The sequence below is a fragment of the Corallococcus terminator genome (assembly GCF_049194865.1).
Taxonomy (GTDB): domain Bacteria; phylum Myxococcota; class Myxococcia; order Myxococcales; family Myxococcaceae; genus Myxococcus; species Myxococcus terminator_A.
In genome coordinates, this window is sequence record NZ_JBLZWL010000004.1 from 38,494 (window position 1) to 61,106 (window position 22,613).

Consider the following 22,613-nt stretch of genomic DNA (forward strand, 5'->3'; position numbering starts at 1 on the left):
CTCAAGGGATGGGGGACTGGATGACGTAGTAGATGGAGCTGAAGTACCGCTGGAGCGCGTTGAGCAGCAGCACCAGGAACGGCCAGCCCACCGTCGTGATGCCCAGCAGCGCCGCGGAGACGACGGCGTACTCCACCATGGACTGGCCTCGAGGCTTGCGTCGATTCAGCGCGGCCATCAGCACTTCCCCGGATTCTGGCAGCCCATGTAGTACTCACCGCGCTGCTGGCGAGTCCTCTCGTTGTTGTTCGCTTCCCAGTCACGCCACTCGTTGTTGAAGTAGGTGCCGTTGCCCTGGCCCTGGTCGATGTCCTGGGAGGGCGCACCACTGCCTGTCTGGGCCTTGATGGAGATGCTCACGTTGCGCGGGTCGTCTCCAGCAGTGCCATCCAGCGCCACGTCGTCGGAGAGCAGCTTACGGTCGATGGCCCGCCTGACGAGCTGCTCCGCCTCGGTGGACATCTGGGTGAAGCCTGAATTCTCCTGGCTCGAATAGATGTGTGCCACGCGCACGTAGACATTGGTCGGCTCGGTGTCCTTCTGGCCGGGCCCCAGGTTCTGCTGCGCCGTCAGCGCCCACGTGTCGGTGACCAGGGCAATGCGCTCCCAGGGGAGGTAATAGGTGTCTCGGGACCTGTCCCCTTTCTTCTCCGCGTTGTCATGGACGTCACCGTCCATGTTCTCCTTCGCGAGGTCGACCTGGGAGAACTCCTGGAGGAACGTGGTCGGGAGCAGGTAGTTCTGGACGCCGCTGCGCGCCGAACAACGGATGAGGCCTCCTCGGTTGAACTGACGCATGTAGGCGGCATGCAGCGTCACGCCATAACTCCCCACCGCGTCCTGGTTGACCGTGCACTGCACCTCCTGGGCTGCTGGATGCATCCAGCAGGCATGAGCCACCAGTTCCTGGTGGTGGTGCATGCTTCGAACCTTGCACTCCGGTGGTTCGGCCTTGTAGCTGTCCAGACCCGACTCGTGGTCGCAGTACATCAGCCGTACGAAGCGCTGGGTCTCTCCGAAGCCAGCGAAAGCCTCTCCATTCTGGGGCGTCGCGGCGTAGTCCGACACGGTGTAGTCCCAGATGGCGCTGAGCGCGGACTCCTGCGCATCCAGTACGTGGCGCAGGAGGTCATCCAGGAAGATGGCGTACATGAACACGGGGATGATGACGAGCATGCACAGCGCCGTCTCCACCGCGGCGGCGCCCCGAGCCCCACGCGTCTCACGTCTCGTCGAGGCCTTCACAGTGACACCCCCGGTGCGTCGGCGATGGTGGCCGCGTCGGAGTTGCCCGCATCCTCCAGTACACGCCTGGCCTCCGGCGCGGTGAAGGGATGCAGCTTGGCGCGCCAGTACGGAGCGAAGAGGTTGGGCGGCTCCGCCCAGCCTCCCTGCTTGAAGCGGTGGTAGTACACGAGCGACTTGGACATGGCCGTGCCGTCGGCCGCCGACAGCGTGAGGCTCCCAGAGCCCTGAGCACCGTGCTCGAACTTCACGGAGCGCGAGCTGTTGAGTTCCCAGGGTGCCTTCTTCAGGTCACCCACGTTCAGCCTCATCGAGTAGTAGCTGTAGACACGCGGCTGGCCCCAGTCACGGCTCGCATTGGGATTGGCGCGGTACTTCATGAAGCAGTTGCCGGAGCCCGCGCAGGAGGTGAGCGCCTTCGCGTTGGTGCCCTCGAAGCGGTGCTGGCCCCGGTGCTGCTGGCCTCCATTCTCGTGGCCTCCACCGTTGGCGTCGCTCCAGACGGTGGTGTCGTAGTCCGATGACACGGTGTTGTGCTCCCACATATGCCGTACCGAGCCCTCCTCGGCGGCGGCGATGGTGGAGCCCTGGTTTCCACCACTCGAGCCCCCACTGAAGACCCGGGACTTGTTCTGGACCGCCTTGGCGGACCCGTCGTGCTGAAGCACCACGTAGCTTCCCGACTTCGGGATATCCTTGAGCTTCTTGAGGAAGTCCGGGTGCAGATGCTTCGGCGGGGTACCGCTGCCGTTGCGGTTCGCCGGCCAGTCCGAGCGGCTCGCATTGCCTATCTCCGTCACGACGCGGGCACGGGCCTCTGGCGAGGTATTCGCCACGCTTCCCTGGCACTGCATGCCATCCACGGCGCAGTTGAACTCGTTGGCGTTCATGCCCCCAACCGCCGAGGACAGCTCGCCCACGTTCGGAGCCGTGTCGTTCTTGAGCTGGGACAGGCCGTGGCTCGAACCGTCCTTCACCGCCTGGAGGGTCTTCTCGTGGATCTCCCGCTGGGACGTGTGGACATTGTCCACCATGAGGTCCAGTCCCTCCATCGCTTTACGGAAGGTCCCCTCGAGACCGCGTACATTGCTGTCGACCTTCAGGGCTTCCTTCTCGAACTTGTCCCGAATGTCAGCGGCGTCCATCGCGTGCTTGCAGTGGTCACACATGCCCCTGCAAGCAACGCAGAGGCCTGTCTCGATTTTGAAAATCGTACTGAAGTTGTCCCTGCCCGCCCGCAGCATCTCGCCCGTGACGCTCGCGGCGGCCATGTACGCGTGGAGACTGTTCATCGCCACGTAGGAGCCCGCGATAGCACGATTGCTGACCGCGTAGTAGTTGAGCGCGCGTGCCTCCAGCACGGCCATGGAGAACGACATGGCGTCGCTGTGCTGCTGCAGGCTCATCTTCTGGCGCAGCGCATGGCTGAGGTTGAAGCTCAGCGTCACCATCAACGCCAGCACCAGGAAGGACAGCGAGCCCAGGACGATAGCCTGCCCGCGCCGCGAACGACGATGCGAATTCCTTACGACTGCGGATAGGTGAACGGAAAGAGGCATTCGTTCCTCGGGGGCACATCGTCGGTGTCGAGATAAAGGTTCGACTGCATCCGCATGTTGTAGGAGGCACGAATGGGGGCGATGTACATGCCCTGCGATGCAGCGCTGTCGTAGGGATTCTCTCCCGTGGATTTGCTTCCAAACTTGCGCCTCGCCACCCTGGCCTTCTCACGCGCCTTCGCCTCGCCCAGGCGCAGCGACATGTGCATGTCCCGCGCGCGTGCCGCGTTGTAGATGACCCGGTCCGCGAACGGGATGACGAGCCGATAGTTGAACGTCACCTGAATGCGCAGCTTGGTGCGGTGGCTTTGCTTCCAGTCGCCGCCCGTCGCGTTGTCGGGGTCGTCGAAGTCCAGCTCGCCGCTTCCGCTCACGTGCTCTCTCGTGGGCCCGCAGACGGTGACCTCGGCGTACTTCAAGCCGGTGGTCCCTATCGTGTTACCCTGCATATCGTTCCACTTGTCCGTGAACTCCTGCCCGCTGTTCACCGGCTTGACGTATTCGATGCCGTCCGGCCCGGGGGCGCGCTTGGCCATCATCGGAAGGAGCACGGCGACGGCCGCCTTCTCCATCTCCTTCACGCTGGCGTTGTGGAGGGAGCCGGCCCGCACCGCTTTGTAGGCGGCGTACTTGGTCAGGAGTCGGGCCTGGTGCATCAACCCCAGTTGCAGGATGCCCAGGATGAGGAAGACGAAGAGCGGCAGGACCACCGCGGACTCCACCGCAGCCTGTCCTGACTGTGCCCTTGCACTGTGAAAGCAGAGGCGACATCGCATACACCAATCACTACCAGCCCACAGCACCCTCCTTCAAATCCCCGGGACTCGAAACTTCCATTCCAAACCCGGAGTGTTGCCCCCTACACACGAATGACAAACATTCCCCACGGGCCGTTGTCTTCGCCACAAATCCGGCGCCCGGCTGCCTGCCCTCACGAGCACCCAACAAATACAGCCATGCCCTCTCGTGGAAACCCACGACACCCAGAAATGACAAACACCCGACATCATTGAGAGGCGCGAGGGCCCATACGCAGCCCGCTCGCACGTAGAGCAACCAGACGTCCGGCGCTCACGACAGGGCAGCCAGCACGATGTCTAAAGGAAAACACGTACGGGGAAACACGGGCCGGCGCTCACGTGCGGATGGCCCGCACGGACCCGCTCACGACGCCCGTGGTTCGCGCCCCTGCCACGGCCTCGCCGCGCGCGGGGGGCGGCCCCACGTCGCTACGGAATCGGAGACTGGATGACGTAGTAGATGGAGCCGAAGTACCGCTGCAGCGCGTTCAGCAGCTGCACCAGGAACGGCCAGCCCATCACCGTGAAGCCCATCAGCGCGGCCGTGACGGTGGCGTACTCCACCATCGACTGACCACGCGCCCGAACAAGCCCCAGCCTCCGGGGTGACTTCGCCATCGCTACATCCTTCCTGTCATTCATGGCACGGCACCTCGCTGGAGCAGCGAGAGCTGCAGCTCGACGCCGGACTCCTGCCCGCGCGTGCGCAAGGTGGCCCGCCCCAGGGTGGTTCCCTTCATCAACTCGAACGCGATGCCATTCGCATCCACCGGCTCCACCGCCCCCACGTCCCAGCCCTTCTCCGTCAGCAAGTTCCGGTACTTCTCACCGACGGAGGAGGGAGCCGCCTCCGGAAGCTGGCCGGAGACGACGTGGTGCGAGGCGCCCTCCATGGAGAACGAGAGCGTAATCGGCTCGCTCAGCTCGGGCGGCAACGGAATCCAGGGCGGCACGCGCGAGGCCCGCTTCAACAGCGGCGCCACCTGCCCCGCCGACACGAAGCCCAGCGTCTCGCCACCCTGCGCCAGCACGGAGACCAGCCGCATCTCCTCCGTGGCCGGGCTCCAGTACCCCACCCAGCCCCCGTTCTCCCCATGGCGCTCGCCGAGCACCGGCAGCCCGTTGTCCAACAACACCTGCCGGTAGTGCGACAACACCTGCTCCGGCGTGTCCTTCGTGGAGAACCACGCCACGGCGATGGGCACGTCGGGGCCCAGGTAGTCCACGGCGAGCAGCTCCGCGCGGCTCGCCCTGGGATACGCGGGGAAGTGCACCAGCGCGCGCTTCAGCGCGGCCTCCTCCCCGGGCGGGCGGCTCCCCGGGGGCTTCGGGGCAGGCGCATCATCGAGCGAAGGCGGAGGAGACCACTCCTCGGTGACGTCGCGCCGCCCGTAGACGGCGCCCTCCCAGGCAAAGCCAATCAACGAGCCCACCACGGCCACGGAGAACAGCAGCGCGGGCACGCGGATGACCAGGCTCGAGGCACGAGGCATCAGCACTGCTCCGACTGGGCACAGCCCAGGTAGTTGTTCCCCCGGGCGTTGTGCGTGGCCTCGTTGTTGTCCTTGTCCCAGTCCTTCCACTCGCTGTTGAAGTAGCTGGCGCTCCCGCCGTTCTGCTGCAGCTGCTGCACCGGCCCACCGCTCGACGGGAAGGGCTTGATGGAGAGGCTGGGCTCGCGCGGATCATCACCCGGAGGCATGTCATCCAGGCGGATGTCGCTGCTGAGCACCTCCTGCGTGGCCTCGCTGACGAACGCCTCGGCGGCCGAGGACATCTGGGTGTACCCGGAGTTGTCCTCGTTCTTGTAGATCTGCGCCAGGCGCACGTAGAGGTCCTCCTCGTCGCCGTTCTCCGTCCCCGGCTCCATGTTCGCCTCCTTGGTGAGCGCCCATGTGTCGGTGACGATGGCGATGCGCTCCCAGGGCAGCAGGTAGACGTCTCCCTCGAGCCCGCGCGGGTCGTCCTGCAAGTCGCCGCCCTGCGCGTTGCTGTGGATGCCGTTGCCGCGCTTCTTCGTCTCCCGCGCCAGGTTCACCTGACTGAAGTCCTGGAGGAAGGTCTTGGGCAGCAGGTAGTTCTGCACGCCCAGCCGCGCCGAGCAGCGGATGACGCCGCCCTTGCCGAACTGGTCCATGTACGACTGGTGCAGGTCCACGTTGTACGCGCCCGCGGGACCGCCGCCACCGCCGCCATTGGGGTCGGCCGTGTTCAGCGTGCACTGCACCTGCTGCGCCCCCGGGTTGAGCCAGCACGCATGCGCGGACACCTCCGCGTGGTGGCCCTCGTCATTCTCACACTCCGGTCCCTTGCCGGGACCGAAGCTGTCCAGGCCCGACTCGTGGTCGCAGTACTGCAGCCGCGCGTAGTACTGCGCGCCATTGAAGCCATAGAAGGGCTCCGCCGCGCCGCCCTCGGGGGGAGGGTTCTTCGGCTTGGTCGGATAGTCCTGCACGGCGTAATCCCAGACAGTGGACAGCGCCGTCTCTTGCGAGTCCAGCGCGTGCCTCAGCAGGTCATCCACGAAGAGCGCGTACATGAACACCGGGATGATGACCAACATGCACAGCGCCGTCTCCACGGCGGCCGCGCCCCTGGCGGCTCGATGTCCGGAAGTCTTCACAGGGTCACCCCATCCACCTGCGACATCTGGGCCGCCTCCGAGTTGCCCGCGGCCTCCAAGACTTGTTGGGCATCACCCTTGGTGTAGGGGTGCAGCTTGGCGCGCCAGTACGGCGCGAAGAGGTTGGGGGCTTCCTTCCAGCCGTCCTCGCCGAAGCGGTGGTAGTAGACGAGCGACTTCGACATGGCCATGCCCTCCGTCGCCGCGACGGTGAGGGTTCCCGCGCCCTGCTGGCCGTGGGTGAGCTTCACCTGCGCCGACGAGTTCAGCTCCCAGGGCGCCTTCTTCGTGTCGCCCACGCGGAAGCGCATGGACACGTAGCTGTAGACGCGCGGCTGGCCCCAGTCGCGCTTCGGGTCCGGGTTGGCGCGGAACTTCATGAAGCAGTTGCCGGAGCCCGCGCAGCCGGTGAGCGCCCGGACGTTGACGCCCTCGAACTGATGCTGGCCCGAGTGCGCGCCGTCGTTCTTGTGGCCGCCGCCGCTGTCGTCGCTCCAGACCTCCGACTTGAAGCTGCTCGTCATCAGGCCGTGTTTCCACTGGTGGAAGATGCGGCCCTCGTCCTGCGCCGCCACCATGGAGCCCTCGTTGCCGCCGCTCTGGCCACCCGAGGTGAGCTGGCCCTTGTCTTTCACCGTCTTCGCGGTGCCCTTGGTGCCGGAGATGAGCTTCGTGCCCTCGTTCCCCGGGATGTCATCCAGCTCCTGGAAGAACTGCGAGTTGAGGTACTTGGGCCTGTTCATCGAAAGCCCGCCCGGGCTCTTGCGGGTCGCCGGCCAGCCGGAGCGCGTCGCGTTGGCAATCTCAGTCATGACTCGCGCACGGGCCTCCGGGGAGGAGTTGCCCTCGCTGCCCTGGCACTCCATGCCATCCACGGCGCAGTTGAACTCGTTGGCGTTGATGGAGCCCACGGCCTCCACCAGGTCGCTCGCGTTGGGCGCGGTGTAGTCCTTGAGCTGGCCCAGGCCGTGGCTCTTGCCGTCCTTCACCGCCTTCACCGTCTGCTCATGGACCGAGCTCTGGGCCTTGTGGATGTTGTCCACCATCAGGTCCAGCCCCTCCATGGCGGTGTTGAAGTTCGACTCGAAGCCCTGGACCTTGTCGTCGTAGTCGTCGCCCGAGTCGCTGAAGTCGCTGGAGATCTGGAACGCCTCCACCGCGTGCTCGCAGTGGTCGCACATGAACTCGCAGGCGATGCACAGCAACATCTCCTGCGCGGCGATGATGGCGAAGTTCTGGGAGGACGCCCGCATGATCTGCCCGGTGAGGCTGGCGGCGGACATGTACGCGTGGAGGCTGTTCATCGCCACGTAGGAGGTGGCGATGGCCCGGTTGCTGACCGCGTAGTAGTTGAGCGCGCGCGCCTCCAGGACGGCCATGGAGAACGACAGGGTGTCGCTGTGCTGCTGCAGGCTCATCTTCTGGCGCAGCGCATGGCTGAGGTTGAAGCTCAGCGTCACCATCAGCGCCAGCACCAGGAACGACAGCGAGCCCAGGACGATGGCCTGGCCTCGCTGGATGCGGCGGCGCGTCCGGCTCAGTATGAGAACGGGAACATGCATACGTTGCTCGAGGGCAGGGCGTTGGCGCCGAGATAGAGATTGGACTGCATCCGCATGGTGTACGTGGCGCGGATGGGCATGATGTAGATGCCCTGGGAGGCGGCGCTCTGGTAGGGGCCCTCACCCGTGGCGGCGCCCCCGAACTTGCGGCCGGAGACCTTGGCCTGCTCCTCCGCCTTTATCTTCCCCATGCGCATCAACATGGGCACCTCCCGGCCGCGCGCGGCGCTGTAGATGACCCAGTCCGCGAAGGGAATCAGCAGCCGGTAGTTGAGCGTGAGCTGGATGCGCAGCTTGGTGCGGTGGTTCTCCTTCCAGCCATCCGGGTGGATGTTGTCCGGGTCGTCGAAGTCGAACTCCCCGCTGCCGGAGACCTCCTCCTTCGTCGGTCCGCAGATGGTGACCTCCGCGTACTTGAGGCTCACCCCGGGCATCTCGTTGCTCTTCAGCTCGTTGAACTTGGTCTCGAAGTCCTGCGCGCTGCTGACCGGGCGGGTGTACTCGATGCCGCCAGGGCCGCCAGCGCGGGTGCTGAGGATGGGCAGCAGCACCGCGAGCGCGGCGGCCTCCATCGTCTCGACCTTGGCGTTGTGGAGCGAGCCGGCCCGGACCGCCTTGTAGGCGGCGTACTTCGTCAAGAGCCGCGCCTGATGCATCAGCCCGAGCTGAAGAGTGCCCAGGATGAGGAACACGAAGAGCGGCAGGACGATGGCGGACTCCACCGCGGCCTGACCTGATTGGGACGCTGTGGTGAGGGAGCGCATCCAGCCTCGAGAAATGGCGCCAGGGCTTTGCATCCCCCGTGCACCCAACGAAGTTACACTGACACTCTGATCTCGCGAATCACGGCCCTAATGTTTCCCGCGCGGAGACGAAAATCGTCGCGAGCCCTCATCGCGGAGGGAAGCATCCCTCTCCCGGGGAAAAAATCCGCGCCAGAAAGACTCGGTGCGGCCACATGACCGATGGGTCGTCCCCGAAACTCTCAGCTGTTGCAAAAGCAAGTGACGCGGAGGGCCAAGAGGACGGCCCCGCAGGGCAGGCGGAGGAGCGAGTCCTGGGCCCCTTTTCAGCGGCGCCGGGCGATCTCCTGGATGAGGTCCACGTAGCGGCGGTTCTTGGGGTTGAGCTTGAACGCCTTGCGGAAGGCGTCCTCCGCCAGGGCCCACTGGCTCTCGCCCTGGGCCACCTCGCCCAGGAACCCCCAGCCGTCCTCCAGCCCCGGCTCCTGGCGGACGACCTCCTGCAGCTCCTGGAGCGCCAGCCGACCGTGCGCCTCCGGCTTCATGAGGTAGCGGGCCCAGGCGCGCCAGGCGTGATGCAGCGGCTTGGGTTCGATGTCGCAGGCATATTCGAAGTACTCGAAGGCGCCCGCGTAGTTGCGCGCGGTGAGCCTGCGCCGGGCTTCGTCGAACTGGGTGGTCGCATCCAGCAGGTCGGTGCGGATGCGGAACTGCTCAGCCGTGGTGGGGCGGCCCGTGGCGGCCCGCTCCTTCTCGCGGTGCGCCGCGCGGCGCTTTCGCCACAAGAGATTCTGGTCCGCGTCCGACAGCACGCCGTAGGCCTTGGCATACGCCGCCAGCAGCGCCTCCGCCTTCTCCTTCAGCTCCGGCGTCTGGAAGCGCAGGGGCGAGTAGCGCTCCGCCCACGCGAGGAAGGCCCGGCGCAGTGGCAGGGGCTGCACGTCCTCGGGGACCTCCAGCAGGGCGAAGGGGTCCTTGCTCCGGTGCGCGAGGAAGGCCGTCACCAGGGCGTCCCTGGCGGCCACGTCCTCGTCGGAGAACGGCGTGCCCCGCGCGGCGACGGGCTCCGGGGCCACGGGCTCCGGGGGTGGCGCCACGGGCACCGGCACCGCGCGCGAGGCCAGCTCCGCCGCCTTCGCGTCCACGTCCTCCACGAAGCCCGCCACGCCCAACAGGCACAGCGCGTAGAGCCGCCGCAGCACCGTCTCCGTGTCGAAGCCCGTGCGCTCCTGGAGTTCGTTGAAGGTGGGCCGCTGCCGGAGCTGTTGCAACAGCCGCGCGTCCTTGGATGACAGCTTGGGCCCGGACTCCACGCCGGGCAGCTGCCCGAATCTGCGCTCGTCCGTGAAGGTGAAGTGGGTGGCCACCGCGTCGAAGGGCATCACGCCTTCCACGCCCGTCAGGATGAGCTGCGCGGGGTTGGTCCGCACACTGGCGTCCGGCGCCTCCGCGTCCGCGATGAGGCGATACTTCGCGTCCACCCACCGGAAGCAGTCGAGCAGCTTGTGCGCCAAGTTCGCCTGGAGCTGCTTGTACAGGTCGAAGGGGCTGATGAGTCCCTTCTGCACCAGGAGGCTGCCCATCTGCATGCCCGTGGACACGCTCTCCGCCAGCGACTTCTGGTAGTCGGCCTCCGCGAGCCGGCCCTTCTCCACCAGATACTTGCCCAGCGTCTCGTGCAGCAGGTTGGACTGGCACGCCACTGGCGAGCCTTCCTCGAAGACGATGCGCTTCTCACGCTGCCGCACCTTCAGCTCCAGCGTGCACGTGCGCTCCTCCACCATCAGCGCCTGGAGCAGCAGCGGGAAGGGCGTGTCGGCGAGCAGTCCCTCGCGCTGGCGAAGCACCTGCGACGGGGTGGGAAACATGGAGCGGGCCTCGGCTGTCGGTGGACACGAGAATAGCGGATTACTCCAGGTACTCGTACGCCTCGGTGTCGGCGGGCGGATACCGGTCGTAGCCGCGGACACTGCCGCCGTGCGAGCGCGAGGCGAACAGGCCCATCTGGTTCGCCACCGTCGCGCCCGTCCCCAGCACCAGCGCGAGCAGCACCGCGTAGGTGAGCGGCCGACTGGGTCGTGACAGCCACGCCCACCGGCGCTCGCGTCGACGCTGGAAGCCCGGCGCCGCCACGTACTCGTTCCACGCCAGCTCGCGCATCCGCTTCGCATCCGCGGAGCGACCGTCCTTCGCCAGCGCGCTCGCCAGCAGATAGCGGCCCTCCACCGAGCCCAGCCGCGTCGCGCAGAAGCGCTCCAGCGATTCAATGGCGCCCTTCACCTCGCCGCGCTTCAGCCGGAAGCGGCCTCGCTCCAGGTCGATGGCGCCCTGGCGGAAGTCGGGGTCCAGCTTCGCCGCCTCGTCCAGGAGCAGCTCCCCGCGCCGCGCATCCCCCGCGCCCAGGTACGCCACGCCGAGCAGGTACAGGGTGTCCACGTCCTCGTCGCCCGCCTCCAGGTTGGGCTTGAGGACGTCGACGGCTTCGTCGTACCGCTTCTGCTCCACGCGGATGTCCGCCAGCTCGTGGCGCGCGCGCCGCTCGTGGGGGTTGGTGAGGATGGTCCCCGCCAGCTCGCCCGCGCGCTGGAAGCGCTTGAACATGCGCACCGGGCTGGGCAACAGCCGCCACGTGAAGCGGTCCGCCACGAAGATGAAGACGATGACCAGGCCCAGCGACAAGAGCGGGCTGCCCGTCAGCAGGGTCAGGAACATCCACAGCATCCACTTGCTCATAAGCTCCTCGAAGTCCCTCTCGCGGGCCGCTGACTAGAGCAGCCGCGCGCAGACGGCGCTGTGTACGTCCGCGCCCTTTTCAGTCAAGGCCAGCCGCCCGCCCGTGAGCGTCGCGAAGCCGTGCTCCACCAGCCTCGCCACCTCCGCCCGCCGCGTCTCCACCGACTGCCCGTACCGCGCACACACCACTTCCCAGTCCACGCCCGACACCAGCCGCAGCCCCATCGCCAGCCGCTCCGCGAACAGCTCCTCCGCCCCCAGCGCCTCCCGCCCCTCCTCCGGCAGGCGGCCCGCCTCCACCTCGGCCAGGTACTTCTCCGGGCTGCGCAGGTTGACGTAGCGCGAGGGCTCGGGCGTCAGCAGCATGCCCGTGGCGCCCACGCCCAGCGCCAGGTACTCGCCCCCCGTCCAATAGAGCGCGTTGTGTCGCGAGCTGAAGCCCTCGCGCGCGTGGTTGGACACTTCATAGCGACGCAAGCCCGCCGCGCCATAGACCTCGCGCACGACTCGCGCCATCTCCACCACGTCGTCATCGGGGGGCAGCTCCAGCTCGCCGCGCTTGAGGCGCTTGGACAGCGGGGTGTCCTCCGCCAGCACCTCGCGCTCCACCGTCAGCGCATACGTGGACAGGTGCTCCGGGGCGAGAGCCACCGCCCGCCGCGCGTCCTCCTCCACCTGCGCGACGCGCTGCCCGTGCACACCGTAGATGAAGTCCATGGACACCACCGGGAAGCCCGCCCGCCGCGCCAGCTCCACGGCGAGCTCCACCTGCGCCGCGTCGTGCGCGCGCCCCAGCGCCTTCAGCGTCTCCGGCTGGAAGGACTGCACCCCCAACGACAGCCGATTCACCCCCGCCGCCCGATAGCCCGCGAAGCGCTCCGCGTCCGCGCGCTCGGGATTGCCCTCCAGGGAGACCTCCACGCCGGGCGACACCGTCATCCTCGCGGCGATGCCCTCCAGCACGCGGGCCACGTAGCGGGGGTGCCACAGCGAAGGCGTACCGCCGCCCAGGAAGATGGACTCCAGCGGCTTCGAGCGCAGCGCGGGTGACGCCGCGAGCCGCGCGTCGAGCTCCGCCAGCACGGCGCTCGCATAGCGCTCCTCGGGCACCTGCTTCGCCACCGCCACGGCGAAGTCGCAGTACGGGCACTTCGCGAGGCAGTAGGGGAAGTGCAGGTACAGCCCGAAGCGGGCCGCGGCCATCCCCGTGAGCGGGTCCACTGGTGCGTCGAACGGCATGAGGGGCAAACCTTTACTTCCGGCCCTTCAATTGCGCTTCGAGCTTCGCGATTTTCGCCTTGTAGCCAGCCGCCGCTTCGAGCGCCGTCTCGGCCGCCATCAGCTTTCGCTTCAGGTTCGCGGCATCCGCCTTGAGCCCCTCGCGCTCGGCTTCCCAGTCGGTGGACGCAGCAACCGGCTTCCCGCCTGACTGCTCCAGCTTGGACAGCTTCGCTTCCGCCGCCGCGCGCGCCTCCTGCTCCGCTCGGAGCGAGGACTCCGCGCGCGTCAGCTTCGCCTCCACCGCCGCTCGCGCCGTGTCCGCGTCCTTCGCCTTGGCACCGCGCGACTCCTCCAGCGCGGACTCCGCCTTCGCGAGCTTCGCTTCGAGGTCCTTCAGCTTGCTCGCCTGCGCGGACTCGGACTGGGACAGCTTCGCTTCCGTCGCGGACCGCGCGGCATCCGCGTCCTTGAGCTTGCTGGTCTGGGCCGCCTCGGCCTGCGCGAGTCTTGCCTCGGCGTCCTTGAGCTTGCTGGCCTGCGTCGACTCCGCCTTCGAGAGCTTCTCCGCGGCCTCCTTCAGCGCGCTCGCCTGCGCGGCCTCGACCTGCGCCAGCTTCTCGGCGGCATCCTTCAGTGCGCTCGCCTGCGCGGCCTCGACCTGCGCGAGCTTCGCCTCGGCCTCCTTCTGCTTGCTGACCTGCGCTGACTGGGCTGCCTGCAAAGCCTTGGCTGCCTCCGCCTTGGCCGACTCCAGCGCGCCCTCCAGCATCTTCAAGCGCTGCTGGAGCCGCTCCGCCTTGTCCGCCTCCGCGCGCGTGGCCGACAGCTCCTCGCGCAGCTCCGTCAGCTCCGCCTCGGTGCCCCCCTGCCCCGCCGCCAGCGCGTCCGCACGCGCCTCCTCCGCCGCCGCACGCACCTGCGCGTCCGCGCGCTCCGCTTCCGCCGCCTCGCGACGCACGCGCTCCAGAGAGACTTCTTCCTTCGACTGCGCCAGCACGCCCTGCACCCGCGCCAGCTCCGCCTCGCGCTGTCCGGAGGCCGTCTCCATCATCGACACGCGCGCGGCCAGTCCCACGCGCTCGGCGTCCGTCGTCGCCGCCTTCATCTCCGCCACGCCGAGCTGCTTCTTCAGCGCCTCATGCTCGAGCCGCGCGGACTCCAGCGCCGCCGTCAGCTCGCTCACCTTCGCCTCGGCCTGCTGCGCCGCCTCGCCCAGCGCCGCCGCGTCAGCCTCCATCCTGTCTCGCAGCGCCACCTGCTCGACTTCGAGCGCCTCCAGCGCCTCCTTCAGCGCCGCCGCCTCCCCTTCCGCCACCGACGCCCGCTCACCGGCCTGCGACAGCCCTTCTTCCAGCGCCTGCGTCCGCTCCGCCGCGCGCGCGCCCTCCGCCTCCAGGCGCGACGTCAGCCGCGCCAGCTCCGCCGTGCGACCCTCCAGCGCCTGCCGCAGCACGGGCAGCTCCGACGCCTCGGTGGTCCGCGCGGTGAGCGCCGCGCGCAGCCCGACAATCTCGGCGTCCTTCAACGCCAGCGCCTTCTCCAGCTCGGCCAGCTGGCCCTGGAGCGCGCGCAGCCCTTCCTCCATCACCGCGAGCTGACGGCGCGCCTCGTCCCGCTCCTGCTCCAGCGTCTGCGCGCGCCCCTGCGCTTCCTCCAGCGAGCTCTTGGACCAGTCGCTCTCGCTCTCCACCGCGCTCAGCGCGCCCTGCGCCTCCGCGAGCGCCGTCTCGAGCTGCCCGGCACGCAGGCTCAGCGAGTCCCGCTCGCCCGTCATCACCTCCAGCTCGCCGCCCAGCCGCTCCACGTCCGCGACGACCTGCTGGTACTGCTCCTGGACGGCCTCCAGCGCGCCCTGCGACTCGGACTTCTCCGCCGCCAGCTCCGCCACGCGGTCCTGCGCCAGCGACAGCGCCTCCTTGGCGCCCACCAGCTCCTCGGCCACCGCGCCCCGCGACTCGCGCTCCTCATGGAGGTCCGCCGTCAGCCGGGGGACCTCCGACTCCACCTCCGCCAGCGCGCGCGACAGGTCCTTGCGGTCCGCCTCCGACGCGGCCAGCTCCGCCTCCAGGCCGGCGAGCTTCGCCTCGGCCTCGGCGGCGCGCTTCTCCGCGCCCGACAGCGCCTCCGACGTCTGCACCAGCTTCGCGGGCGAGTCCTTCACCGCCAACAGCTGCGCCTTCGCCTCCGCCGCCTCCTTGCGAAGCTGGGTGAGCGACTGCTTCAGCCCGTTCACCTCCCCGTCGCGCTCCGCGTACAGCGTGCGGGCACGGGCCAGGGTCTCCGTCTTCTGCCGGACCACCGTCCGGAAGTACTCCAGCTTCTCCTCGGGAGAGCCCCCCATGGGCATCCGGGGCTCGGCCGCCTCGGTGAAGGGGTCATTTCCGGGCACCCGCACCGCCCGGGAGACGGGAGCGGGGGTGGCCAGGGCGCCGGGAGGCGGGGTGGCCGCGGGCCTGGGCGCACCCGTGCCCACCGACGCGGAGACCGGAGAGGCTGCCGGACGGCGAGGGGGCAGAGGGGGCGGGGCAGCGGGCGGTGGCGCAGCGGGCGGTGGCTTGGGCTGGGGCCTGGGGAGGGCAGCGGCGGTGGGGGCGGGGGGGGCCGCTTGGACGCCAGTGTCCTCCAGGTCCAGGCTGTCGCGCAGGTCCGCGAGCGGATCCACCTCTTCCGGAGGTGACGGCATGGGCAATCGCAGGTTACCGCCCGGCGGCGCTGCCTACCAGGGACGCGTGACGAGAGAGGTCGGTTCGGGTCCCCCGGACGCAGGGAGGCGGCACGGACCCCTCGACGTGGGGGCCCCTGGGCGTTAGCCAGTGGGGGAAACATCTCACCTCGCCTTGCCCTCCAGGGGGGCGAGTGCCAGCTTCGGACGCTCCTATATGGCCATCCGCTACGCGCTTCCCAACGGGCTCACCGTCGTCTTCGACGAAAACCACGCCGCCAAGGTCGCGGCATTCCAGGTCTGGGTCAAGGTCGGCAGCGCCGACGAGCGCCCCGACCAGGCGGGCCTGGCCCACCTGCACGAGCACATGCTGTTCAAGGGCACCGAGCGACGCGGCCCCGGCGAAATCGCCCGGGACGTGGAGGCCCACGGCGGCGAAATCAACGCTTGGACGTCGTACGACCAGACGGTCTACCACATCGTCATCGCCAGCCAGTTCGCCCGGACGGGCCTGGACATCCTCGGGGACGCGGTGCGCCGCTCCGCCTTCGACGCCGAGGAGCTGGCGCGCGAAATCGAGGTGGTGTGCGAGGAGATCAAGCGCAGCCAGGACACGCCCTCCCGGCGCGCGTCGAGGGACTTGTTCTCCACCGTGTACCAGACGCATCCGTACCGGCTGCCCGTGCTGGGCACGGCGGAGAGCGTTCGGAGCTTCACGCGGGAGAAGGTGCTGGAGTTCTACCACCGCTACTACACGCCCCAGAACCTGGTGCTCTCCGTCTCGGGAGACCTGAGCGAGGCGGAGCTGCGCGAGTGGGTGGAGGAGATTTTCGGAGGGGACTGGGGCCGTCCCTACGCGGGCGCGGCGAAGCGTCCCGTGGAGCCCACGACCAGCGGCCGCCGCGTGCTGCTGCGCCCGGACGAGGTGAAGGAGGCCTGGCTGCACATGGCCTTCCCCATCCCCCAGGCCTCACACCCGGACACGCCCGCCATGGACGTGCTGGCGATGATTGTCGGCCAGGGTGACGCCTCCCGCCTGACGCGCGAGGTGAAGCGCAAGCACAACCTGGTCAACGACATCCACGCGTTCTCCTACACGCCCCAGGACCCGGGCCTGTTCTCCATGTCGATGACGCTGCAGCCGGGAAATCTGGAGAAGGCGCTGGAGGAGGCCTCGAAGGCACTGGCCACGCTGCGCGTGACGCCGGTGTCGGCGGACGAGCTGTCCACGACGAAGGCGCTGCTGGAGGCGGAGGCCGTCTATCAGCGCGAGACGGTGCAGGGCATCGCTCGGAAGATGGGCTTCTACCAGTCCGGCATGGGCAGCCTGGAGGCGGAGGCGCGCTACTACGAGGGCATCCGCTCGCTCACGCCGGAGCAGCTGCGCGCGGCGGCGGAGAGGTATCTGCGCTTCGACCGCGCCACCGTCACCGGGCTGTTGCCGCACGGCACGAACTTCACGGAGGAGCAGGTCCACGCGGTGCTGGACCGGGTGGAGCGCGGGCCCGTCGCCGCGCCTCCGGAGCGCAAGGCGAGCAAGGTCTCCGTGGGTGAGCCTTCGCTGCGGCTGGGCGCCAAGACGAAGGGCCCCAGCGAAATCATCACGGAGAAGCTGCCCTCGGGCGCGACCATCATGGTGCGCGTGGAGCCCGCGGTGCCGCTGTTCGCCATGCGCGCGGCCTTCATGGGCGGCCTGCGCTACGAGACGTCCGCCGACAACGGCCTCACCACGCTCCTGGCGCGCAGCCTCACGCGAGGCACGCCGACTCGGGACGCGGAGGAGATTTCGCAGCTCGTCGACATCTACGCGGGAAGCATGGGGGGAATGAGTGGACGCAACTCGGTGAACCTGCGGGGCGAGTTCCTCTCGCGTCACTTCGAGTCCGCCTTCCGCCTGTTCGCTGACACGCTGTCCAACCCCTCGTTCCCCGAGGTGGAGGTGGCCCGGGAGCGCGCACTGATGCTCCAGGACATCCTCACGCGGGAGGACAAGCCGTCCGGCCTCGCGTTCGACCTGTTCAACCGGACGCTGTACCGGACGCATCCGTACCGGATGCCGACGCTCGGGGAGAAGGAGTCCGTGGAGGCGCTGGGGCCCGAGGCGCTGCTCGCCTACCACGCGCGCTACATGGACCCGTCTCAGCTGACGCTCACGGTGGTGGGCGACGTGAAGGTGGACGAGGTGCTCGCGCTGGCGCGGGAGTACTTCGGCGCCTCGCGAGGCAAGGCCGCCGCCGCGCCGAAGGTCACCGCCGAGGCTCCGCTGGAGGGGGCGCGTCAGGAGAAGCGCGTGCTGGCCAAGGCGCAGTCGCATCTGGTGATGGGCTTCCGGGGGCTGCGCATCAATGACCCGGAGCGCCACGCGCTGGAGGCGCTGTCCGGCGTGTTGTCGGGGCAAGGCGGCAGGCTCTTCGTGGAGCTGCGCGACAAGCGCTCCATGGCGTACAGCGTGAGCAGCTTCGGCGTGGAGGGCATCGAGCCGGGCTACTTCGCGGTGTACATGGGCACGAGTCCGGAGAAGGTGGACGCGGCGCTGGAGGGGATTCGCGCGGAGCTGAAGCGCATCCGCGACGAGCCCATCCCCGAGGCGGAGCTGGCGAGGGCGAAGCAGAACCTCATCGGCACGCACGAAATCGCGCTCCAGCGCAACGGCGCGCGCGCGGGGATGATGGCCATGGACACCCTCTACGGGCTGAACCTGGACAACTTCCTGCACTACGCGAAGCACATCGACGCGGTGACGTCGGAGCAGGTCGTCGAGGTGGCGCGCCAGGTCATCGACTTCGACAAGAGCGTGCTCACCGTCGTCGGCCCGTGATGTGAGAGGGATTGGCGAGCGCCGGTAGGAAGGCGCTCGCCGTTCTTCTGAATCCGGCGGTCGATGACGGCACAGGGAAGGCTTCACGGAAAGATGCAAGTCGCCTGCACTCACTTAGAGTGGATATTTTTCCACTCAGGATGGCGTAGTCTTTGGGGTGATGGACACCCTGGCCAAACCCATCTTTGCCTTGGAGCGGCGTCCCGAGGATGTCCTGTGGGATGTCGTCGAGCGGCATCTGGAAGAGGCTGCCTTCCTGTGGGAGCAATGGGCGCGGCACCACTTCACGGCGGACTTCACGTTGGCGGAGCTGGGAGAGCGCCTGGAGGCGCGATTGCTGGCGCATCTCCAGGGGCTGGCGGTGGGCGGCGCGCCGGTAGCCGAGCGAATGCTGTTGCCGTTGCTCGAGCTCGAAGAAGACGCCGTGGAGGAGGAGCCCTTGCGTGTCAGCGCAGGGGCACGAGCACTTCTGGATGGTTGGAATGAGCCCGCGGCCCATGCGGTATTCGACGCCTTCGCAGGTGCTGGCCCGGTCCTGAGAAGTGCTCTCCAGCGAGCCCTGGAGCTCAGCGAGCGGCAGGACGTCGCCAGACGGCTGGGGCCCCACCTCGTGGAGGGCAGGCCGGAGGTCCAGTCCGCCGTGCTGGAGGTCCTCGCCTTTCGTGAAGAGGCGCCCCAGGTCGCGCTGGATGCCTTCCTGCTTGGAGAGGACCCCATGTCGCGCTGGCGGCCCTGCGCCTCCTCGAAGCCCTTCCTCAGCTCCCCATCGGGGCCGACGTGTTGCGCAAGCTATTCGCGCACCCGGCACTTCGCGATTCGGCCATCGCGGTAGGACTCCTGCGCGGGCATCGAGAGGCCTGGACCCTGTGTTCGCAGGCCGTCACCGCGCGCGAGCCGTGTGAGCGCTCGCTGTACGTCTGGACCTCACTCCTGGGAAGGCGTCAGGACCTTCGACGGTTGGTCGAGCACCTCGAGGCTCCTCGACTGAGAGGAGAGGTGCTCTGGGCGCTGGGATTCAGCGGGCGCGTGGAGGCGGCTGACGCGTGTGCGGAGTTGCTCGGGGACAAGCTCCACGGGCGCGTTGCAGCGGAGGCATTCTGCGCCATCACCGGGCTGGTGCTGGAGGAGACCTTCGTCCAGGAACCTCCCGATGATGAACCGGAGGAGGATGACCTCGACGCGGACCTCTCGCTCTCTTTCGAGGCGAGCCTGCCGGTGCCCGCTCCCGAGGCCATCCGCGAGTGGTGGCGGACGCAGCGGAGTCGCTTCGACGTGCAGGCCCGCTATCTGGGGGGCAAGCCCTGGAGCGGCGAGGTCCTCATGGCGGCGCTCGAAACAGTCCCCATGCGGCGCCGACACGGGCTCGCAAGGCAACTCTCGCTCGAGAGCCGTGGAGCCTTCCGGCTGAACACCCTCGCGAGTACACGCCGACAACGACGACAGCTCACGCACCTCCAGGCCTTGCTCGCGTCACCAGGGCGCGCCGCCGACTCCTGGAAGCCCTGGAGGGGCCATGATGATTGACAACCTGCTGGCGCCGCTCCAGGCGGGGCTGGCTGTCTCCACGGACAAGCACGGCCACGAGCACGTCGTCGCCGTCGCCAAGGGAACCTTCGACGTCGGGCCCGATGGAATCTGTACGCCCGCCGCGGAGCAGAAACCGCTCGTCAAGGCCGACCTCTTTCATGGGGAGCCAGGACTCAGCAGCGAGCGATGGGAGTCGGACTTCGCGCTGCGAAAGCCCCGCACGGATGTCCTCGTGCTGGGCCACGCCTGGGCCCCCGGGGGCAAGCCCGCGGAGTCGCTGCTGGTGGGACTGAAGCTCGGCTCCGTGCGCAAGGTCCTCCAGGTCTTCGGAGACAGGGTCTGGGAGCGCGGGTGGACAGGAGGGCTGCGCCCGTCGAGCCCTCAACCCTTCCTCAAGGTGCCATTGACCTACGAGCGCGCTTTCGGGGGCGCGGATCGCACCCACTCGGATGCTCGGCGGCATGTGTACGAGGAGGCGAACCTCGTGGGCGTCGGCCTCCACGCCCGGGGCCACGAGGGCATTCGTGACACGCCACTGCCCAATCTGGAGGACCCGGAGCAGCTCATCTCGCGTCCCACGGACCGGCCTCGCCCGATAGGGCTCGGCTTTATCGGACGCAATTGGATGCCCAGGCGCACCTATGCGGGCACGTATGACCAGGCGTGGCGCGACTCACGATTCCCCTTCCTCCCGCTCGACTTCGACGACCGCTACTTTCAGGGCGCCGCGGAGAACCAGACCTGTGCACACCTCGAAGGAGGTGAGCAGGTGCTCCTCACCGGGGCGACTCCCGAGGGCCGTTGGCGGTTCACGCTCCCTGTCCGCTCCGTTCCCGTCACGCTGCACTATCGTGCGGGCCCACGCTCCTTCCCGGGACTGCTCGACACCGTCGTGCTCCTTCCCGATGAGAAGCGCTGCGTCCTGGTTTGGAGGGCCACCGCCCGGCTGGAAGCCAAGCCCACCCATCTTCGAGAGGTCCAGGTGGGTACGACGCCCGGGCGTGAGCGCGCGGCACAAACGGGCAAGCGCTACATCCGCTGGGGCCAGGGGGCGGCATGAGCGCGTTGGGGTTCGGGGCTCCAGGAGCGAAGCTGCTGGTCCAGGGGGTGGGCATGGTGTGCTCCGTCGGCATGGACGCCGCATCGGCCAGCGCCGCGGTACGGGCTCGCATCCGCCGCTTCGAGGAGCTCCCCTTCCACGACACCCACCATCGTCCCATCGTCGGCGCCCAGGTTCCCGAAGCAACCCGCTCGGTCCATGGCTTCCGTCGATGCGTGCCTCTGTTGGTGCGCGCGCTGGAGGAATGCAGGGCGCGTCACGAGGGCTGGGTAGGGGCCGTGAAGAAGCCCGTGCCCTTGCTGCTCGCGCTCGCGGGTCCTGAGCGAGACGACCTTCCCGAGGACCTGGGCGCCCGGGTCCTGAATGAGGTCCAGGCACAAAGCGCGGCGCCGCTCGGCCCCGGGTCACGTGCCTTTCGGATGGGAGCCGCCGGCATCTTCCACGCACTGGAGACCGCGGGAGGGATGTTGGCGCGCCACGAGTGCGATGCGTGCCTTGTCGCCGCGGCGGACTCCCTGGTGACCCACAAGGCGCTTCACTGGCTTGAGGCCCAGGACCGATTGAAGACGGAGACAAACTCCGATGGCGTGATTCCTTCCGAGGCCGCCGCCGCGCTCTGGGTGACACGAGCGAGGCCGCGGACGCCCTCCCTGCTGGACATCCTGGGTATGGGGCACGCAGAGGAGCCGTCGTTCGGGAAACAGGACGTCGCGAATCTGGCGGAGGGACTGGCCCTCGCGCTGCGCCGAGCCTTGGATGATTCGAGACTCCCGCTGGGCGACGTGGACTTTCGCGTGGGAGATGTCGCCGGCGAGAGGACGGCTTTCATGGAAGCCTCCACGGCCTTTGCCCGACTCCTTCGCGAGCCGAGACCCTCCTTTCCGCTCTGGCTTCCGGCGGAAGTCCTGGGGGACGTGGGGGCGGCGCTCCCCGCGTGCATGTTGGTTCTCACGGCCGTGGGCATGGCGCAGGGGGACGCGCCGGGCCGCACAGCCCTCTTGTTCGCGTCGTCACGAGGTTCCGAGCGAGCCGCGTGTGTGGTGGCCACACCCAGAAGGAGCGGATGATGGGAAACAATACCTATGCGAATGGCCGCTCCATCTCCTGCAAGACGGGCTCGGGACAGGTGACGGCCGCGTTTCCGGACGTCTGCCTTTCTCCGCCGGGGCCGCCCGCGGGGCCTCTTCCCCTGCCCTACCCTCTCTTCTCCTCATCGTCGGACATGACGGGCGGGAGCAAGACCGTGCTCATTGGCGGCAAGGAGGCGATGCTCCGCGACAAGTCCTACTTCAAGAAATGCACAGGGGATGAGGCGGCCACGAAGTCCTTTGGACAGGGCGTCGTCAGCCACCAACTCTCCGGCAAGGTGTACTTCGCGTCCTGGTCCATGGACGTGCAGTTCGAAGGCGAGAACGTTGTCCGTCACCTGGACATGACGACCTCGAATCACGCGAGCACACCTGGCAACGAATCCGTTCCCACGCCCGAGCTGGAGTCCATGGCGCCGCCAGACCCCGGCAAGTGCGCCAAGGTCCTGGCCCGCTATCCGGTGGAGTCCTATGGGGAGCAGAAGAAGAAGATGAAGGGGCCACATGCGGGCTCTCAGTCCCACCATGTCGTCCAGAACGCCCACTTCCAGGAAGGGCGTGGTTCGGGCAGCCCCACGACGGTTGCCGGAGGGTGCCCGAACTACACGGAGAATGCCGGGCCGTGCATTCCGCTCGCCGATGGGTCCGACATCACCACTGAGCATGGGCGGGTTTCCCGGATGCAGAAGGACCGAGCCCGCTTCTATCGGCGGCGCTACAAGGCCACCGGAAAGAATGTCACCTACCCGGAGGCTCGCAAGGATTGTCAGGACCAGCTCTGCTCACCGCCTCCTGGCCCCGGACTGACGAAGGAGGAAGCCGAGTGCATCCTCATCGAGGTCGACAGGAAACTCATTGAGCTCTGCGGAGGGACTGGCAATCTGGAGCTGCGTCCCCCTGGACTGCGAAAGAAGTGGTCTTCAACGCCATCCACGGGGGCGAACGAGGGTGCGACTTTCTAGTCACGCCGGA

At 68.1% G+C, this 22,613-nt stretch carries 19 protein-coding genes; 6 read left to right on the plus strand and 13 right to left on the minus strand.

Features of this window, described 5'->3' with window-relative positions; all coding sequences use genetic code 11:
• Position 1 precedes the first annotated feature (1 nt).
• The 13 genes from ACN469_RS05210 to ACN469_RS05270 form a co-directional block, all read right to left on the minus strand.
• On the minus strand, positions 2–178 hold the full coding sequence (locus tag ACN469_RS05210; protein ID WP_498764738.1) for a hypothetical protein: 177 nt from the start codon (positions 176–178) through the stop codon (positions 2–4).
• Positions 178–1,176 carry a hypothetical protein gene (locus ACN469_RS05215; RefSeq protein ID WP_498764740.1) on the minus strand — a complete coding sequence of 333 codons (999 nt, stop codon included), beginning with the start codon at positions 1,174–1,176 and terminating at the stop codon, positions 178–180. Before ACN469_RS05215 ends, ACN469_RS05210 begins: the two co-directional genes overlap by 1 nt.
• A 65-nt stretch (positions 1,177–1,241) precedes the next feature.
• Complete coding sequence (locus ACN469_RS05220; RefSeq protein WP_498764742.1) at positions 1,242–2,696, minus strand: hypothetical protein; 1,455 nt, start codon at positions 2,694–2,696, stop codon at positions 1,242–1,244.
• 74 nt (positions 2,697–2,770) lie between these two features.
• Complete coding sequence (locus ACN469_RS05225) at positions 2,771–3,580, minus strand: TadE/TadG family type IV pilus assembly protein (RefSeq protein WP_498764744.1); 810 nt, start codon at positions 3,578–3,580, stop codon at positions 2,771–2,773.
• 453 nt (positions 3,581–4,033) lie between these two features.
• Entirely contained in the window at positions 4,034–4,222 is a 189-nt protein-coding gene (locus ACN469_RS05230) for a hypothetical protein (protein ID WP_498764816.1), read from the minus strand.
• A gap of 20 nt (positions 4,223–4,242) precedes the next feature.
• The gene (locus tag ACN469_RS05235) at positions 4,243–5,097 is read right to left on the minus strand and encodes a hypothetical protein (RefSeq protein WP_498764746.1); all 855 of its coding nucleotides are present in this window, start codon (positions 5,095–5,097) and stop codon (positions 4,243–4,245) included.
• Positions 5,097–6,167, minus strand: a complete 1,071-nt coding sequence (locus ACN469_RS05240) for a hypothetical protein (RefSeq protein ID WP_498764748.1) — start codon at positions 6,165–6,167, stop codon at positions 5,097–5,099. The genes ACN469_RS05235 and ACN469_RS05240 overlap by 1 nt, the downstream gene beginning before the upstream one ends.
• A 56-nt stretch (positions 6,168–6,223) precedes the next feature.
• A complete protein-coding gene (locus tag ACN469_RS05245; protein ID WP_498764750.1) occupies positions 6,224–7,789 on the minus strand; it encodes a hypothetical protein in 1,566 nt (521 codons plus the stop codon).
• The gene (locus ACN469_RS05250; protein ID WP_498764752.1) at positions 7,765–8,553 is read right to left on the minus strand and encodes a TadE/TadG family type IV pilus assembly protein; all 789 of its coding nucleotides are present in this window, start codon (positions 8,551–8,553) and stop codon (positions 7,765–7,767) included. The genes ACN469_RS05245 and ACN469_RS05250 overlap by 25 nt, the downstream gene beginning before the upstream one ends.
• 305 nt (positions 8,554–8,858) lie before the next feature.
• Positions 8,859–10,400, minus strand: coding sequence for a DUF4388 domain-containing protein (locus tag ACN469_RS05255; RefSeq protein WP_498764753.1), 1,542 nt, complete (start codon positions 10,398–10,400; stop codon positions 8,859–8,861).
• 40 nt (positions 10,401–10,440) lie between these two features.
• Positions 10,441–11,265, minus strand: coding sequence for a hypothetical protein (locus ACN469_RS05260; protein ID WP_498764755.1), 825 nt, complete (start codon positions 11,263–11,265; stop codon positions 10,441–10,443).
• A 33-nt stretch (positions 11,266–11,298) separates the two neighbouring features.
• Complete coding sequence (gene hemW / locus ACN469_RS05265; protein ID WP_498764757.1) at positions 11,299–12,504, minus strand: radical SAM family heme chaperone HemW; 1,206 nt, start codon at positions 12,502–12,504, stop codon at positions 11,299–11,301.
• Between the two features lie 13 nt (positions 12,505–12,517).
• Positions 12,518–15,169 carry a coiled-coil domain-containing protein gene (locus ACN469_RS05270; protein ID WP_498764759.1) on the minus strand — a complete coding sequence of 884 codons (2,652 nt, stop codon included), beginning with the start codon at positions 15,167–15,169 and terminating at the stop codon, positions 12,518–12,520.
• Positions 15,170–15,365: 196 nt separating this feature from the next.
• Here ACN469_RS05270 and ACN469_RS05275 point away from each other — a divergent pair, with 196 nt between their 5' ends.
• The 6 genes from ACN469_RS05275 to ACN469_RS05300 all read left to right on the plus strand — a co-directional run bounded on the left by ACN469_RS05275 (position 15,366) and on the right by ACN469_RS05300 (position 22,603).
• On the plus strand, positions 15,366–17,966 hold the full coding sequence (locus tag ACN469_RS05275) for a M16 family metallopeptidase (protein ID WP_498764761.1): 2,601 nt from the start codon (positions 15,366–15,368) through the stop codon (positions 17,964–17,966).
• A gap of 157 nt (positions 17,967–18,123) precedes the next feature.
• Positions 18,124–18,798, plus strand: a complete 675-nt coding sequence (locus ACN469_RS05280; RefSeq protein ID WP_498764763.1) for a hypothetical protein — start codon at positions 18,124–18,126, stop codon at positions 18,796–18,798.
• Between the two features lie 125 nt (positions 18,799–18,923).
• Positions 18,924–19,490, plus strand: a complete 567-nt coding sequence (locus tag ACN469_RS05285) for a hypothetical protein (RefSeq protein WP_498764765.1) — start codon at positions 18,924–18,926, stop codon at positions 19,488–19,490.
• Positions 19,480–20,553, plus strand: a complete 1,074-nt coding sequence (locus tag ACN469_RS05290; RefSeq protein WP_498764767.1) for a DUF2169 family type VI secretion system accessory protein — start codon at positions 19,480–19,482, stop codon at positions 20,551–20,553. Before ACN469_RS05285 ends, ACN469_RS05290 begins: the two co-directional genes overlap by 11 nt.
• Positions 20,550–21,620 (plus strand): hypothetical protein, encoded by a 1,071-nt coding sequence (locus ACN469_RS05295; RefSeq protein ID WP_498764769.1) that lies wholly within the window; start codon positions 20,550–20,552, stop codon positions 21,618–21,620. The genes ACN469_RS05290 and ACN469_RS05295 overlap by 4 nt, the downstream gene beginning before the upstream one ends.
• Positions 21,617–22,603, plus strand: a complete 987-nt coding sequence (locus tag ACN469_RS05300; protein WP_498764771.1) for a DUF4150 domain-containing protein — start codon at positions 21,617–21,619, stop codon at positions 22,601–22,603. The genes ACN469_RS05295 and ACN469_RS05300 overlap by 4 nt, the downstream gene beginning before the upstream one ends.
• Positions 22,604–22,613 lie beyond the last annotated feature (10 nt).

Excerpts from the sequence above, each read along its gene's own strand:
- ACN469_RS05210 (WP_498764738.1), bottom strand. The coding sequence starts at position 178 with ATGGCCGCGCTGAATCGACGCAAGCCTCGAGGCCAGTCCATGGTGGAG.
- ACN469_RS05215 (WP_498764740.1), bottom strand. The coding sequence starts at position 1,176 with ATGCTCGTCATCATCCCCGTGTTCATGTACGCCATCTTCCTGGATGAC.
- ACN469_RS05220 (WP_498764742.1), bottom strand. The coding sequence starts at position 2,696 with ATGGTGACGCTGAGCTTCAACCTCAGCCATGCGCTGCGCCAGAAGATG.
- ACN469_RS05225 (WP_498764744.1), bottom strand. The coding sequence starts at position 3,580 with ATGCGATGTCGCCTCTGCTTTCACAGTGCAAGGGCACAGTCAGGACAG.
- ACN469_RS05230 (WP_498764816.1), bottom strand. The coding sequence starts at position 4,222 with ATGGCGAAGTCACCCCGGAGGCTGGGGCTTGTTCGGGCGCGTGGTCAG.
- ACN469_RS05235 (WP_498764746.1), bottom strand. The coding sequence starts at position 5,097 with ATGCCTCGTGCCTCGAGCCTGGTCATCCGCGTGCCCGCGCTGCTGTTC.
- ACN469_RS05240 (WP_498764748.1), bottom strand. The coding sequence starts at position 6,167 with ATGTTGGTCATCATCCCGGTGTTCATGTACGCGCTCTTCGTGGATGAC.
- ACN469_RS05245 (WP_498764750.1), bottom strand. The coding sequence starts at position 7,789 with ATGCATGTTCCCGTTCTCATACTGAGCCGGACGCGCCGCCGCATCCAG.
- ACN469_RS05250 (WP_498764752.1), bottom strand. The coding sequence starts at position 8,553 with ATGCGCTCCCTCACCACAGCGTCCCAATCAGGTCAGGCCGCGGTGGAG.
- ACN469_RS05255 (WP_498764753.1), bottom strand. The coding sequence starts at position 10,400 with ATGTTTCCCACCCCGTCGCAGGTGCTTCGCCAGCGCGAGGGACTGCTC.
- ACN469_RS05260 (WP_498764755.1), bottom strand. The coding sequence starts at position 11,265 with ATGAGCAAGTGGATGCTGTGGATGTTCCTGACCCTGCTGACGGGCAGC.
- hemW (WP_498764757.1), bottom strand. The coding sequence starts at position 12,504 with ATGCCGTTCGACGCACCAGTGGACCCGCTCACGGGGATGGCCGCGGCC.
- ACN469_RS05270 (WP_498764759.1), bottom strand. The coding sequence starts at position 15,169 with ATGCCGTCACCTCCGGAAGAGGTGGATCCGCTCGCGGACCTGCGCGAC.
- ACN469_RS05275 (WP_498764761.1), top strand. The coding sequence starts at position 15,366 with ATGGCCATCCGCTACGCGCTTCCCAACGGGCTCACCGTCGTCTTCGAC.
- ACN469_RS05290 (WP_498764767.1), top strand. The coding sequence starts at position 19,480 with ATGATGATTGACAACCTGCTGGCGCCGCTCCAGGCGGGGCTGGCTGTC.
- ACN469_RS05295 (WP_498764769.1), top strand. The coding sequence starts at position 20,550 with ATGAGCGCGTTGGGGTTCGGGGCTCCAGGAGCGAAGCTGCTGGTCCAG.
- ACN469_RS05300 (WP_498764771.1), top strand. The coding sequence starts at position 21,617 with ATGATGGGAAACAATACCTATGCGAATGGCCGCTCCATCTCCTGCAAG.